General features: G+C 61.4%; 15 protein-coding genes, 1 tRNA gene and 2 pseudogenes. 13 read left to right on the forward strand and 5 right to left on the reverse strand.

Annotation, left to right across the window (positions count from 1 at the left end; all coding sequences use genetic code 11):
- Position 1 precedes the first annotated feature (1 nt).
- The 3 genes and pseudogenes from ASD03_RS27500 to ASD03_RS40805 all read left to right on the forward strand — a co-directional run.
- Positions 2 to 1,205, forward strand: a pseudogene (locus ASD03_RS27500) (glycine C-acetyltransferase).
- Between the two features lie 124 nt (positions 1,206 to 1,329).
- Positions 1,330 to 1,499 (forward strand): alcohol dehydrogenase catalytic domain-containing protein (locus ASD03_RS40800; protein WP_162250542.1); only part of this gene is annotated, 170 nt, incomplete at its 3' end.
- Position 1,500: 1 nt separating this feature from the next.
- Positions 1,501 to 2,587, forward strand: a pseudogene (locus ASD03_RS40805) (alcohol dehydrogenase catalytic domain-containing protein); the annotation flags it as partial.
- 266 nt (positions 2,588 to 2,853) lie between these two features.
- On the opposite strand, the gene ASD03_RS27510 reads toward ASD03_RS40805, so the two are convergent.
- Positions 2,854 to 3,312 carry a hypothetical protein gene (locus ASD03_RS27510; RefSeq protein WP_025427884.1) on the reverse strand — a complete coding sequence of 153 codons (459 nt, stop codon included), beginning with the start codon at positions 3,310 to 3,312 and terminating at the stop codon, positions 2,854 to 2,856.
- A gap of 320 nt (positions 3,313 to 3,632) precedes the next feature.
- Between ASD03_RS27510 and ASD03_RS27515 the strand changes: the two genes are divergently transcribed.
- The 3 genes from ASD03_RS27515 to ASD03_RS27525 all read left to right on the forward strand — a co-directional run bounded on the left by ASD03_RS27515 (position 3,633) and on the right by ASD03_RS27525 (position 6,971).
- Positions 3,633 to 3,977, forward strand: a complete 345-nt coding sequence (locus tag ASD03_RS27515) for a GFA family protein (RefSeq protein ID WP_025427883.1) — start codon at positions 3,633 to 3,635, stop codon at positions 3,975 to 3,977.
- Between the two features lie 459 nt (positions 3,978 to 4,436).
- A complete protein-coding gene (gene rpoD / locus ASD03_RS27520) occupies positions 4,437 to 6,494 on the forward strand; it encodes an RNA polymerase sigma factor RpoD (protein WP_025427882.1) in 2,058 nt (685 codons plus the stop codon).
- Positions 6,495 to 6,677: 183 nt separating this feature from the next.
- Complete coding sequence (locus ASD03_RS27525; protein WP_025427881.1) at positions 6,678 to 6,971, forward strand: GYD domain-containing protein; 294 nt, start codon at positions 6,678 to 6,680, stop codon at positions 6,969 to 6,971.
- Positions 6,972 to 7,015: 44 nt separating this feature from the next.
- Here the strand turns inward: ASD03_RS27525 and ASD03_RS27530 are convergent, their stop codons facing one another.
- Together ASD03_RS27530 and ASD03_RS27535 are read right to left on the reverse strand one after the other, a co-directional pair.
- Positions 7,016 to 7,810, reverse strand: a complete 795-nt coding sequence (locus ASD03_RS27530; protein WP_158268959.1) for a DUF2066 domain-containing protein — start codon at positions 7,808 to 7,810, stop codon at positions 7,016 to 7,018.
- Between the two features lie 34 nt (positions 7,811 to 7,844).
- Entirely contained in the window at positions 7,845 to 8,258 is a 414-nt protein-coding gene (locus tag ASD03_RS27535) for a lysozyme inhibitor LprI family protein (RefSeq protein WP_025427879.1), read from the reverse strand.
- Between the two features lie 234 nt (positions 8,259 to 8,492).
- Between ASD03_RS27535 and ASD03_RS27540 the strand changes: the two genes are divergently transcribed.
- Positions 8,493 to 9,062, forward strand: coding sequence for a transglycosylase SLT domain-containing protein (locus ASD03_RS27540; RefSeq protein ID WP_025427878.1), 570 nt, complete (start codon positions 8,493 to 8,495; stop codon positions 9,060 to 9,062).
- A 26-nt stretch (positions 9,063 to 9,088) separates the two neighbouring features.
- Here ASD03_RS27540 and ASD03_RS27545 read toward each other — a convergent pair whose 3' ends face one another.
- Positions 9,089 to 9,541, reverse strand: a complete 453-nt coding sequence (locus tag ASD03_RS27545; protein ID WP_025427877.1) for a VOC family protein — start codon at positions 9,539 to 9,541, stop codon at positions 9,089 to 9,091.
- Between ASD03_RS27545 and ASD03_RS39405 the strand changes: the two genes are divergently transcribed.
- The 5 genes from ASD03_RS39405 (at position 9,528) to ASD03_RS27565 (ending at position 12,052) form a co-directional block, all read left to right on the forward strand.
- A complete protein-coding gene (locus ASD03_RS39405) occupies positions 9,528 to 9,692 on the forward strand; it encodes a hypothetical protein (RefSeq protein ID WP_156408089.1) in 165 nt (54 codons plus the stop codon). The two genes, ASD03_RS27545 and ASD03_RS39405, sit on opposite strands and share 14 nt — an antisense overlap.
- Positions 9,693 to 9,769: 77 nt before the next feature.
- Positions 9,770 to 10,123 carry a DUF1428 family protein gene (locus ASD03_RS27550; protein WP_025427876.1) on the forward strand — a complete coding sequence of 118 codons (354 nt, stop codon included), beginning with the start codon at positions 9,770 to 9,772 and terminating at the stop codon, positions 10,121 to 10,123.
- Positions 10,124 to 10,324: 201 nt separating this feature from the next.
- Positions 10,325 to 10,747 carry a secondary thiamine-phosphate synthase enzyme YjbQ gene (locus tag ASD03_RS27555; protein WP_025427875.1) on the forward strand — a complete coding sequence of 141 codons (423 nt, stop codon included), beginning with the start codon at positions 10,325 to 10,327 and terminating at the stop codon, positions 10,745 to 10,747.
- A 164-nt stretch (positions 10,748 to 10,911) separates the two neighbouring features.
- Positions 10,912 to 11,316 (forward strand): ketosteroid isomerase-related protein, encoded by a 405-nt coding sequence (locus ASD03_RS27560; protein ID WP_025427874.1) that lies wholly within the window; start codon positions 10,912 to 10,914, stop codon positions 11,314 to 11,316.
- 337 nt (positions 11,317 to 11,653) lie between these two features.
- Positions 11,654 to 12,052, forward strand: coding sequence for a hypothetical protein (locus ASD03_RS27565; protein ID WP_025427873.1), 399 nt, complete (start codon positions 11,654 to 11,656; stop codon positions 12,050 to 12,052).
- Positions 12,053 to 12,714: 662 nt separating this feature from the next.
- On the opposite strand, the gene ASD03_RS27575 is transcribed toward ASD03_RS27565, so the two are convergent.
- Positions 12,715 to 13,464 (reverse strand): SIMPL domain-containing protein, encoded by a 750-nt coding sequence (locus tag ASD03_RS27575; RefSeq protein ID WP_057210308.1) that lies wholly within the window; start codon positions 13,462 to 13,464, stop codon positions 12,715 to 12,717.
- 161 nt (positions 13,465 to 13,625) lie between these two features.
- Here ASD03_RS27575 and ASD03_RS27580 point away from each other — a divergent pair.
- Positions 13,626 to 13,701 (forward strand) — tRNA-Ile (locus ASD03_RS27580).
- The last annotated feature ends 181 nt before the right edge of the window (positions 13,702 to 13,882 follow it).

The raw sequence follows: 13,882 nt of genomic DNA on the forward strand, positions 1-13,882 counted from the left end.
CATGACCAATGCTTTTCTTTCCCACCTCCGCTCCGAACTCGATGGCTTGAAATCATCCGGTCTCTACAAGTCSGAGCGGGTGATCGTCTCGAAACAGGCGGGCGAGATCGAGGTTGCCTCGGGCGAGCGGGTGCTGAACTTCTGTGCCAACAACTATCTCGGCCTGGCCGACAATGCGGAACTGACTGAGGCCGGCAAAAAGGCGCTCGACCGTTACGGCTACGGCATGGCCTCGGTGCGCTTTATCTGCGGCACGCAGGAAGAGCACAAGCAGTTGGAGGCGCGCATCTCCGCCTTCCTCGGCCTGGAAGACACGATCCTTTATTCCTCCTGTTTCGACGCCAATGGCGGCCTGTTCGAGACGCTGCTGGGCGAAGAGGACGCGATCATCTCCGACGCCTTGAACCACGCCTCGATCATCGACGGCGTGCGCCTCTCCAAGGCCAAGCGCTTCCGCTATGCCAACAACGACATGGCGGCGCTSGAGGAAGAGCTGAAGAAGGCCGAAGGCAGTCGCTTCAAGCTGATCGCCACCGACGGCGTGTTCTCGATGGACGGCATCATCGCCAATCTCGGGGGCGTCTGTGACCTCGCCGAGAAGTATGGCGCCATGGTCATGGTCGATGACAGCCATGCGGTCGGCTTCGTCGGCARRAACGGKCGCGGCTCGGCCGAACATTGCGGYGTCGAGGGCCGCGTCGACATCATCACCGGCACGCTCGGCAAGGCGCTCGGCGGYGCCTCGGGCGGYTAYACGTCGGCCAAGGCCGAGGTTGTCGACTGGCTGCGCCAGCGCTCGCGGCCCTATCTGTTTTCCAACACGCTGGCGCCGGTGATTGCCGCCGCCTCGCTCAAAGTGTTCGACCTGATCGACAACGGCGATGGGCTGCGGGCGCGGCTGTCGGACAATGCGGCGCTGTTTCGTGACCAGATGTCGAAGCTCGGCTTCACGCTGGCCGGCGAGGGCCATCCGATCATCCCGGTGATGCTCGGCGATGCCGCACTGGCGCAGGAGATGGCGGCGCGCATGCTSMAGAAGGGCGTCTACGTCATCGGCTTCTGTCATCGGCTTCTCCTTCCCGGTGGTGCCAAAGGGCCAGGCGCGCATCCGCACGCAGATGTCGGCCGCCCACAGCGAAAACGACGTGCGCCGGGCGATYGCCGCATTCGAAGAGGTCGGCCGCGAGCTCGGTGTGATCAAGTGAGTGTAGAGCTCTGCCCCTCACCCTAGCCCTCGGCATGTTCCTTCTCCCCGTCTCGCGGGGAGAAGGTGGCGGCAGCCGGATGAGGGGCGGCCCCAGGCGGGCAGTTGATTTTGGAGACAACCAAATGACGAAGATGATGAAGGCGCTGGTCAAGACGAAGCCGGCGGTCGGGCTCTGGATGGAACGTGTGCCGGTGCCGGAGGTCGGACCGAACGACGTGCTGATCAAGGTGAAGAAGTCGGCGATCTGCGGCACCGACGTGCATATCTGGAACTGGGACCAATGGGCCCAGAANGCCGGAGGTCGGACCGAACGACGTGCTGATCAAGGTGAAGAAGTCGGCGATCTGCGGCACCGACGTGCATATCTGGAACTGGGACCAATGGGCCCAGAAAACCATTCCGGTGCCGATGGTCGTCGGCCATGAGTTCATGGGCGAGATCGCCGCGGTCGGCTCGGCCGTCACCAAATACCATGTCGGCGAGCGGGTCTCGGGCGAGGGCCATATCGTCTGCGGCAAGTGCCGCAATTGCCGCGCCGGCCGTGGCCATCTTTGCCGCAACACGCTCGGCGTCGGTGTCAACCGGCCGGGTTCGTTCGGCGAATTCGTCTGCCTGCCGGAATACAATGTCGTGCCGATCCCCGAAGACGTTCCCGACGAGATCGCCGCGATCTTCGATCCCTTCGGCAATGCGGTGCACACCGCACTGTCGTTCGATCTGGTCGGCGAGGATGTGCTGGTGACCGGCGCCGGGCCGATCGGCATGGAAGACGTTCCCGACGAGATCGCCGCGATCTTCGATCCCTTCGGCAATGCGGTGCACACCGCACTGTCGTTCGATCTGGTCGGCGAGGATGTGCTGGTGACCGGCGCCGGGCCGATCGGCATYATGGGGGCRCTGGTTGCCAAGCGCTCGGGCGCGCGCAAGGTGGTGATCACCGACATCAACCCGACGCGGCTGGAGCTTGCCCGCAAGGTCGGCATCGACCATGTCGTCGATGCGTCGAAGSAAAACCTSRCCGACGTGATGAAGGCGATCGGCATGACCGAGGGCTTCGATGTCGGGCTGGAAATGTCGGGGGCAGCACCCGCCTTCCGCGACATGATCGACAAGATGAACAATGGCGGCAAGATCGCCATTCTCGGCATTGCGCCGGCCGGATTCGAGATCGACTGGAACAAGGTGATCTTCAAGATGCTCAACCTCAAGGGCATCTAYGGCCGCGAGATGTTCGAGACCTGGTACAAGATGATCGCCTTCGTCCAGGGCGGGCTCGACCTGTCACCGGTCATCACCCACCGCATCGGCATCGACGAGTTCCGCGACGGCTTCGAGGCCATGCGCTCCGGCAACTCCGGCAAGGTCGTCATGGACTGGTAAGCGGGACNCATCACCCACCGCATCGGCATCGACGAGTTCCGCGACGGCTTCGAGGCCATGCGCTCCGGCAACTCCGGCAAGGTCGTCATGGACTGGTAAGCGGGACGCTTCGGCGCAGTGCCGGAAACCACCAGGCCGCGCGTTCCACGGATGCGCGGCTTTTTCGTCAGCGTTTCCCGTTTAGACGGAGTCGCAGAAACGCTATATCTCTTTGTTTTTGCGCATTTCCTGACGGAAAACCGCTGCGCACTTCTCCTGGAAATGCTCTAGTTGGCAAGGCCGAACTGGATCTCGATCTCGTGGTAGCGGGCGCCCGGGCCGGCCCAGCGATGATAAATCTCGCGGCTCTCGCCGGAGAAATTGTGTCTGCTCATCTCGATCTTTTCCACCAGCGGCGCATAGCCCTGGGTGAAGAGGCTTCGCATCGGGCCTTGATGCAGGGTCGAGGCTACCATGATCGGCTCGAGCTCGATCATATCCAGCGCGCCGCGATAGCCCTCGCCACGCTCGACGGGTCGGCAGATGCGCCAGTCAAAGACGGTTCTGGCGTTCTTCGGCAGGTTCTGCGCGATGAAGATCCAAGGCCCTGCGGGCTTGCGCCCCGCCCGGCCGATCTCCGCCTCGATCAGCGGTGCCAGCTCGGCGGCTGCATGCCTGACGTCCGGGATTGTGATCCTGCGCGCAATGCTGATGACGCGCATGGCGTCGGTTTCCTTGATGTTCATTCTGGCCTCCGTTTCCTGCAGCGCCGCGCGTCTTTTCAGACGCGCAAAGGTCGCTGTAGCGCTTTGAATTGCCGCATGTTTTTGTCCATAAATCGGGTACGATTTAAGGAAACATGCAGTAGGGCGGAAGGTCTTTCGAGATCGGGTCGCGGGCAAGCGAAAAACCGGAATAATGTTGCGAACTCTAAGACGAAGTCCGCCGTTTCAGGAATTGTTTTGCGTCTTGTTGATCCGGCTTGTTCGCCGGCTGCGGTGCACTATCTTTGCCGACGCTGCCGATGTCTGCGATCAGCGGTTGAGACGATCAGAGGAGCCCGTGCATGCGCTATGAGGGAAGCTGTCATTGTGGAAAGATTGCCTTCGAAGTTGAGGGGAACTTCGCCGAGGCGATCGATTGCAATTGTTCGATGTGTCGCCGGCGTGGCGGATTGCTGGCCTTCGTTTCGCGCGACAGTCTGAGGCTGAAGACGCCGGAAGCTGATCTCTCGACCTATGAATTCAACAGGCATGTCATCAAGCATCATTTCTGCAACCATTGTGGCATCGCACCCTTCGGCGAAGGGGCCGGTCCGAACGGACCCATGGCGGCCGTCAACCTGCGCTGTCTGCCGGAGTTCGACATTGAGGCAGTGAAGATCGTCAAATATGACGGGCTTTCGGTGTGAGGGTGCCAACGCGTATAGTCATGGTTGCGCCGTTGGCCAAGGCACAACGGAGCCTTGCCGATAAGCGGTATCGACCCTTGTCTTTTGACGGGCAGCGCCTACATGTTCAGCGGACGCTGATAAACACCAAAAAACATGAACTGAGGCGATTTTTGCCGAATCGGGCGGTTTTTCAGCGGAAATGCTTGACGGGATCGAAAATTCTGGGAATCACCATTTCCAAGCAAGAAATGGCGAAATGACACGGCGGTTAGGATATCATGCCAGTAGTGCTTCAGTGGCAGGACTGTCGGAGCTTGCCCGCTTTGCCACGATCGCTATCGTGGTTAATCAGGAATTAAACATCATCCCGTTACGTCAGGGGAAATGATTCGGTGGCGGGTGCGCGGCGCACCCGGACCTTCGAGCGGCATTTGCACCGGGCTCACGCCGGTTGCGACAAGGAAAGCGACGAACTAAATGGCAACCAAAGTCAAAGAAAACGAAGAAGCTGACGTTGAACGCGAAGGCGCTCCGGACGGCCCGCTTCTCGATCTTTCCGATGACGCTGTCAAGAAGATGATCAAGGCCGCCAAGAAGCGCGGCTATGTGACGATGGACGAATTGAACTCCGTCCTGCCGTCCGAAGAAGTCACCTCCGAGCAGATCGAAGACACGATGGCGATGCTCTCCGACATGGGCATCAACGTCATCGAAGACGAGGAAGCTGAGGAAGCCGCCGGCGGCAGCAGCGACGACGAAAGCAGCGACGACGACAACGACGGCGAAGGCGGCGAACTGGCCCCTTCCGGCGGCACGGCGCTTGCGGCGACGAAGAAGAAAGAGCCGACCGACAGAACCGATGACCCGGTGCGCATGTATCTGCGCGAAATGGGTTCGGTAGAGCTTCTGTCGCGCGAGGGCGAAATCGCGATTGCCAAGCGCATCGAGGCTGGCCGCGAGACGATGATCGCTGGTCTCTGTGAGAGCCCGTTGACGTTCCAGGCGCTGATCATCTGGCGCGACGAACTCAACGAAGGCCAGACGCTGCTGCGCGAGATCATCGATCTCGAAACCACCTATTCCGGTCCCGAGGCAAAGGCTGCTCCGCAGTTCCAGAGCCCGGAAAAGATCGAGGCTGACCGCAAGGCTGCCGAGGAAAAGGAAAAGACCCGCAAGGTTCGCGCCGCCAACGACGACGACATCACCAATGTCGGCGGCGATGTCATGCCGAGCGAGGAGGAAGAGGAAGACGACGACGAGTCGAACCTCTCGCTCGCCGCCATGGAAGCGGAACTGCGCCCGCAGGTCATGGAAACCCTCGACATCATCGCCGAGACCTACAAGAAGCTGCGCAAGCTGCAGGACCAGCAGGTGGAAGCCCGCCTGGCTGCCACTGGCACGCTGTCGCCTGCCCAGGAGCGCCGCTACAAGGAGCTCAAGGACGAGCTGATCAAGGCGGTCAAGTCGCTGTCGCTCAACCAGAACCGCGTCGACAGCCTCGTCGAGCAGCTCTACGACATCTCCAAGCGCCTGATGCAGAACGAAGGCCGCCTGTTGCGCCTGGCCGAATCCTACGGCGTCAAGCGTGACTCGTTCCTCGAGCAGTATTCCGGCGCCGAACTCGACCCGAACTGGATGAAGTCGATCAGCAACCTGGCCGGCAAGGGCTGGAAGGAATTCGCCAAGAGCGAAAACCAGACGATCCGCGACATCCGCCAGGAGATCCAGAACCTTGCGACCGAAACCGGCATCTCGATCGCCGAATTCCGCCGCATCGTCTCGATGGTGCAGAAGGGCGAGCGCGAAGCGCGCATCGCCAAGAAGGAAATGGTCGAAGCGAACCTGCGCCTCGTCATCTCCATCGCCAAGAAGTACACCAACCGCGGCCTGCAGTTCCTCGATCTCATTCAGGAAGGCAACATCGGCCTGATGAAGGCGGTCGACAAGTTCGAATACCGTCGCGGTTACAAGTTCTCGACCTATGCGACCTGGTGGATCCGTCAGGCGATCACCCGTTCGATCGCCGACCAGGCCCGCACGATCCGCATTCCGGTGCACATGATCGAAACGATCAACAAGATCGTTCGCACGTCGCGCCAGATGCTGCATGAAATCGGTCGCGAACCGACGCCGGAAGAATTGGCCGAGAAGCTCGCCATGCCGCTCGAAAAGGTCCGCAAGGTCCTGAAGATCGCCAAGGAGCCGATCTCGCTCGAAACCCCGGTGGGCGACGAAGAGGATTCGCATCTCGGCGATTTCATCGAGGACAAGAATGCGCTGCTGCCGATCGATGCCGCCATCCAGGCGAACCTGCGCGAAACGACGACCCGCGTTCTTGCCTCGCTGACGCCGCGCGAAGAGCGCGTCCTGCGCATGCGCTTCGGCATCGGCATGAACACCGACCATACGCTCGAAGAAGTCGGCCAGCAGTTCTCGGTTACCCGCGAACGTATCCGTCAGATCGAGGCGAAGGCGCTGCGCAAGCTCAAGCATCCGAGCCGCTCGCGCAAGCTGCGCTCGTTCCTCGACAGCTAAGCGGTCGAAGGTCGAACCATCAAGAAGCCGGGCGCTCAGCCCGGCTTTTTTGTTGTTCCGATGCTTTCTTGTAGGTGTCTCCGCACAGGACTATACTTCCCCTTTCGGAGCAATTGGGGCACCCGGCTTGAAGCACGGGCAGTCGCACCGTGGGCGTGAAGCGTGCCCTCATGGAGGTGTGAAATGACCACTTATGTCGTGCTCCTCAACTGGACAGAGCAGGGCGTTAAGAACGTGCGCGAGTCTCCCAAGCGGCTCGACGCGGCCAAGAAGATGCTCGCCGACATGGGCGGCTCCTTCAAACATTTCTTTCTGACCATGGGCGAGTACGACATGGTGGCTATCTGCGAGGCGCCTGACGATGCGGTGGCGGCGCGCTTTGCCATGACGCTCGGCATGGGTGGCAATGTGCGCACGCGGACGCTCAAGGCCTTCCCGGAAGCCGCCTATCGCGAGTTGGTCGCGTCCCTGGGCTGAGATCAGCAGGCGCTGAGCGCAACAATCGGCAATACGATGCTTATCTACGGCGCGCCGTTGCCGGAGAGTATGCGCGCGGCGCCGCGCATGGCATCCCGAAAGGCCTCGTCGAAGCTGACGCCGCGGATCTGCCAGCGATACTCCCTGCCGTTTTCGGTGATGCGCCAGTCGGCGATCCAGCCGCGGGCGGCATCGGACCATACGAGGGTGCCGGCGAGGGGCACTTCCGCGCCGATATCCGTTGCGAGCTGTTTGAGCTCGGCCGGCCGCTGGCGCGATAGATGGACGAAATCAAGGTCTTTGCTTGTGAGCGTTGCAGCATCGGGCAGCCGCACCGAGAGCGCCAGCGGTACTGCCGCGACGGCAAGCGAATCCGCCATATACGGGCTCTCGCTGCCGTCGCGCGTCAGCACGAAGCGGCGCCTCTGATCGTGAACGGCAAGCAGCACGGCGATTGTCGGCCGCGGCGACAGCCACGGCTTGCGCCCGAGCTTTGCCAGGAGCGGATCGATGGTGGTGGGATCGAAACGGCAGGTAAGGTCATGCGGGCGGTCATGCGTTCCCTGCTCGTCATGAATCGGGACGCCTTCCAGCCGGTCGCGGTAGGAGAACGAGGCGACGAACTCTGCGGCTTGCACCTGCAGGGCGGCAAGTGCCGTGCTCCCCGTGAGCGTGAAATCGCCGGAGACCTTGACGAGAACCTCGCTCAGGCATTCGCGAAAGCCGATCTGCCGGTTCTGCTCGCCGGTGCCTGTGACGATCGCATCGCTGACATAGAGCGCCGTCCGGTCGGCGGCTTGCGCGCCGGTCCACAACAGCCCGATGATCGCTGCGGTCATCACAAGCGTTTTGGCTAGCCTGCCCATCAGCCCGTCAGTTTACCGGCGGCAGCGGGCAGCTGAGGTCGCCTTCCTGACAGCTGAGATAGCCCTTGAAATCCTTGACGCGGTTCTGGGTCAGGTTATCGCGGCACAGAAGGACGATCATCGGATAGGCGGTGCCGCCCGTAACCCCGGCGGCGGAAAAATCGCATTCGGCATCACGGAAGGCGATCCATGCCTTTTGTGCGGCAATGAGCAGCTTGGTGGTGTCCTGGTCGTCCTTCAGGCGCGCCTCGATCTGCTTGTAGAGGGTGTTGAGTTCGGTGTCGGAGGCCTTGAGGGATTTATCAGCGCATTCGTTCATCGTCGCCTGGTCGCTGGCATTGGCGCAATCGTCGGCCCATGCGGCGGGTGCAAGGCCCACCAGTCCGACAAGGGTTGCAAACATCAAAGCAGGAAACCGCATGTCTTCGCTCTCCTCGTTTCGCGCCTGCCGCCGTCGACGCGCGCTCGCATGATCTTCGGAAACCTGCGGACGCGCAAAGGACGCCGTAGCACTTTGAACCTGCTGCATAATTTATCCTTAAATCGGATCCGACTTCAGGACGTATGCGGTAGCCCCGCAATCAATCGTATTCGATTCAAAACCGATCCTTAACGTTTACGTTTTATCAATCTCTCGGAAACGAGAGGTTCGAAGATGCGTTGCGTTTTTGTCGTCGTCCTCCTGTTGCTGGCCGGTTGCGCAACGGTGCCGAGAGACACCCGGAACGCGTGCGCGGTTTTCGAGCAGCGAGATGGCCTTTTCAACAATTGGCGCCGCGCCGCCTATCAGGCGGAGCGCGAATATGGCGTGCCCGTTCCGGTGCTGATGGCGACGATCTATACGGAATCCGGCTTCCGCCATAATGCCAAGCCGCCGCGCACAAAACTCTTCGGCTTCATTCCCTGGACGCGCGTTTCATCGGCCTATGGCTATTCGCAGGCGCTCGACGGCACCTGGGCGCGCTACCAGAGCGAAACCGGCCGCTGGACGGCGCGGCGTTCGGATTTCGGCGACGCCATCCGCTTCATTGCCTGGTATCACCGCGAAAGCAGCCAGAAGAACGGCATCGCGCTCAACGACGCCTATCGGCTCTACATCGCCTATTATCACGGGCATGCCGGTTATGCCCGCGGCAACTGGAGCGACACGGCCAAGACCGGCGCCAAACGCGCCTCTGGCATGGCCTCGCTCTATAGCCGCCAACTCAACGGTTGCGGAAGCTGATGTCATATCAGCAGCTGGCATAGGGCTCAGCCGGCGGCGGCCTTTTCAAGCCCGGCGACGTCGATCTTGACCATGCCCATCATCGCCTGCTGGGCGCGGCCGGCGCGGGCCGGATCAGGATCGCTCAGGTGCTGCATCAGCGCATCCGGTATGATCTGCCAGGCAAGGCCGAAGCGGTCCTTCAGCCAGCCGCAGTGCTGCGGCGTGCCGCCGTCGAGCAGGCGCTCCCAATAATAGTCGACCTCCGCCTGATCGGCACAGCGCACGAAGAACGAGACGGCTTCGGAAAACTTGAAATGCGGCCCGCCGTTGAGCCCCATGAACGCCTGTCCCTCAAGCTCGAACGAGGCGGTGAACGCCTTACCGTCAGGCCCTTTCTTGACGTCGGTGACGCGGGAATTGCGGAAGATGGAGGTATAGAACTGGATGGCGTCTTCGAGCTGGTTGTCGAACCAGAGAAAGGGCGTGATCTTCTGCATGACTGTTGCTCCCTTGGGCGGTGGTCTTCCCAAGGACGAACGAAAAGCGGATGTGCCGACAGGCGACCCGGATTTTTTTCTCAAAGCCTTGAGTGGCCGCAACAGGCCGGCCGGCAAAGGCGGCGAGGGCACCCAAGCATTCATCATCTGAAAAAATCGCTGGTTTTGTCGGAACCTTTCCATCCCGTTCGTCCTTTGTTGGTCGAAGCAACCGAGGAGGATATCGACATGAGTTACGTGGATGGTTTCATCGTTGCCGTGCCCAAGGGCAATATCGAGGCCTACAAGGACATGGCGCGGCAGGCGGGCGATGTGTGGATGGAGCATGGCGCACTCTCCTATGCCGAATGCCTCGGCGACGACGTGCCCTATGGCGAGGTGACGTCCTTTCCCCGCGCCGTGCAGGCCAAGGACGACGAGACCGTGGTCTTTTCCTGGATCGTCTACAAGTCGCGCGCCGACCGTGACGCGATCGTTGCCAAGGTGATGGCGGATCCGCGGCTGCAAGGCGATGCCTGGAAGGATGTGTTCGATGGCAAGCGCATGATCTATGGCGGATTCGAGGCTTTTCTCGAGAAATAGACTTGGCGGGAGGCCTACAGCGCCGCGCGTCTTATTAAACGCGCAAAGGTCGCTGTAGCCCTTTGAATTGCTGCATGTTTTATCCTTAAATCGAATAGGATTTAAGGAGACCTGCAGTGGGCTTGACTTGGCAGCGGCTTTTGCCAAACCCGTTCAGGTGGCGGCGCGCTTGCCGCCGCCAGCCGAGGAGAACCAACGCCGATGCCGCAGACCACGATCGTCATTTCCACCCGCGGCCAGGGGCTCTACGAGTTCACCGACGAGGCGGCAGACTTCGTCAGCGCCAACGGCGCGGGCGAGGGGCTTTTGACCCTGTTCGTCCGCCACACCTCCTGCTCGCTGTTGATCCAGGAAAACGCCGATCCCGACGTGAAGCGGGACCTCCGCGAGTTCTTCGCCCGGCTGGTGCCGCCATCCTCCGATCCGTCGATGCGCTGGGTGGTGCACACGCAGGAGGGGCCAGACGATATGCCCGCTCACATCAAGGCGGCGCTGACGCAGGTGTCGATCGGCGTGCCCGTCAATGCGGGCCGCATGGCGCTCGGCACCTGGCAGGGGCTCTATCTCTTCGAACACCGCGACCGGCCGCACCGCCGCGAGATCGTGCTGCATCTGGGGCCATGACATCTGCCGATTGACCGCGGCAACGTCTTGAAGGGGACTGTCACCCCTCCATATTGGTTAGGGAACGGGGTGCGAACGAAATTTGCCGGCGCGTTCGTTCGATCGTCGTTTCCTCGTCTGCCGTCCGAAAGGCATGGCCATACGCAATCAGCATCGAGGTAGATATGACCGACGCGCAGACCATTGCCAGCCGCTTCATCGAGGCGCTCAACGACCGCGATTTCCACGCCTTGGCGCGGCTTGTCGACGAGGACGTGGCGCTTGATTCGCTGACCGGCCAGCGCACCGTCGGCGTCGAGCCGCTGCGGGCAAGCATCATGACCTATCTCCGGCATTTCGACGAAACCTATGGCGACATCGTGCTGATGCGCGACAATTTCGGCCAGCGGATTGCCGCCGATGTGACGGCGCGCGGCACCTATCGTGAGACGCTGGAGGGCTTTCCCGCCGCATCCGGCCAAACCTATTCGATCCCCACCGTCTTCGTATTCGAGATCGAGGACCAGTCGATCACCCGGCTCAGCCATTATCGCAACATGCGGGCTTTCGAAGCCGAACTTGCCGGCTGATCGGCAGCGACGCATCACGGCCGCCTCAAGGAAATCGTGGCGATCTTTTTATGCCGCCCGTCGCGCGCGGTATCGCAATCCTGCGTGCCGGGGATTCCATTAATCAACTGATATTTCTAGCGAAAATCCGGTTCTGGTGCGGCAGCACCGCGCCGTTGCGGCTCGCTTAAAAGTCGAACGAATCTTTGTCTCCCGCCGGTTTTCGTCAGGTGCCCGCAATCTGAACCCCGCATGAATGTGCAGTTCCGCTAGCGTTCAGTTTGGCGCCGCTATTGTCCGATCAATCGCTTGGGACGGTGATTGCAGATTGAACCCTTCAAGCCCTCGGAGAAAGACCATGAAGAATACCCTCATCAACGCAGCCGCCGCCGTCGTCATCGGTTTGACCGGCCTCGTGGGCGCCGCTTCCACCGCTTCCGCAGAAACCGTCGAATTCGGCTTCGGCTCGGGCGGTGGCGTCCAGGTCCAGTATCGCGACTACGACGGTGGTTATGGTGACGAGCGCGACTGGGGTCGCGAGCGCCGCGGTCCGGACCGTGGCTGGGATGGCGGTGGCCGCCGTAGCCGTTGCGCCCCCTGGATGGCCGTCGACAAGGCCCGTGACCATGGCCTGCGCCGCGCCCATGTCGCCGATGTCTCGCACCGCCGCGTCGTCGTCGAAGGCAGCCGCCGCGGCTATCGCCAGACGATCGCGTTCGCCAACGTTCGCGGCTGCCCCTTTATCGGCCGCTGGTAATCCAAGCCTTTTCCGTCCTGTCTCCCCCGGCCGGCGGAAATGCGCCCCCTCACGCCCCAGGCGTGAGGGGTTTTTCTTTGTCTGAGACACATCGCAGAAGAGCAGGGCTGGGCCGCACGCCACAAGTCTCTGGTCCACCTGGCGCTGTTGCGAAGCCGCGACCCACTTTGCGTTGTTTGGCGGGAGGGCTGCCTCAGTGGCCGGGCAAAGCGTGGCTCTGCCAATCAAAGCGCGCAGCAATTCCAAGTGCTACAGCGACTTTGCGCGTCTGATACGACGCGCGGCGCTGTCGTGCGTGGGACCGTATGCGCTCCATCCGGTGAGCAGCATACCGCAGAGCGATGCCTTGGCATCGGCCGCGACGCTGGTTAGCCGACAGAGGGTCCACCCGGAGGGGGTCGATGCTTCTGGCCTCCAGACGGGGTCGATAATCCTCAGCGGCCGGGTTCTCTTGTTTTACCCATGTCGTTATCGCAAGCCTGCGGCACACTTTCGCGACATGCTTCAATCTCAAGCCGGACAGAAAAAGCCCCGCGCGGTTGTAACCGCACGGGGCTTTGCTATGCGACTGATGCCCGCCTAAGCGAAGCGTCGTACCGAGCCAACTGCAGGCCCGCAAAACCCGCCCGCACTTTCCGCGGGACGGGCCTCAGCGGTCGGTCTTACTGCTTGATCGCGAAGGTGACGTTGACGGTCACGTTGTAGCTGTTTTCGCCCGTTGCCATCGGCACGGAGTCGGCTGCGTATTCCTTGGCCATGCCGGCGCGCATCATCGGCACCGGCTCCGGGCGGAAGCCCTGTTCGGTGATCTCGACGATGTTGCCGAGCGAGACGCCGGCAGCTTCGGCCAGAACCTTGGCCTTCTCGATGGCGTCGGCAACGGCTGCCTTGCGCGCTTCGGTGATGGTGCCTTCCGGCTTGTCGTTGGTGAACTGGATGCCGCCGCCCTGGTTGACGCCCAATGTCACCGATTTGTCGACGATGTCACCGAGCTTGGCGAGGTCGCGCACGCGCACGCTGACGCCGTTGGCCACCTGGTAGCCGATCAGCTCCGGCGGGCGGTTGCCGCCGTCATTGTTGGGCGGGTAGTTGTATTGCGGGTTGACCGAAAAGCCGCTCGTCTGCAGGTCGCGCTCGGCAATGCCGCCGTCCTTCAGCGCAGCCAGAACCTCGGCCATCGTCTTGTTGTTGGCGTCGAGCGCCTCGCGGGCGGTCTTGGCGTCCTTGACGACGCTCAGCTGCAGGATGGCCATGTCAGGCGCGATCGATGAGCGGCCTTCGCCGGCCACGGTGATGATCGCTTCGCGCTTTTTGGCGGGATCTTGCGCGTGCGCGCCGGCAGCGGCAATACCCGCAAAGGCGGCGGCCAAGGCAGCAATGGAAAGCGTGCGGGCAGTGCGTGTGGAAGTCATGGTTCGTGTCTCTCCGGTTGTTTCTGTCCCTGCTGCTTTCATGCTTAGCGATTGTGTGGGCATTGCGGCAATGACTTGTCGTCAAAAAGGTTTTCGGCTAGAGCCATTGCCGATCACGAACTGCCATTGGTTCGCTGAGTCCCGGATCTTTGATCCGGCGTGGGCCTGTAGCTCAATGGTTAGAGCCGGCGGCTCATAACCGCTTGGTTGGGGGTTCGAGTCCCTCCGGGCCCACCATTGTAACCTACCGGCGAATGTTTGCGAGATCTGCGTCTCAAGCCTGTTAAATCATTGCGTTCGATGAAGCGTAAAGCGGGCGTGAGGTCTCTATCCTCGTGCAACGCGTAGGATGTGAGCGGAAATCCTGTAAAATGCTAACAACACGCGCTTGATTGCTGAAGCTATATGCAAGGCAGAC

Source organism: Ensifer sp. Root127, from assembly GCF_001425225.1.
GTDB classification, from domain to species: domain Bacteria; phylum Pseudomonadota; class Alphaproteobacteria; order Rhizobiales; family Rhizobiaceae; genus Ensifer; species Ensifer canadensis.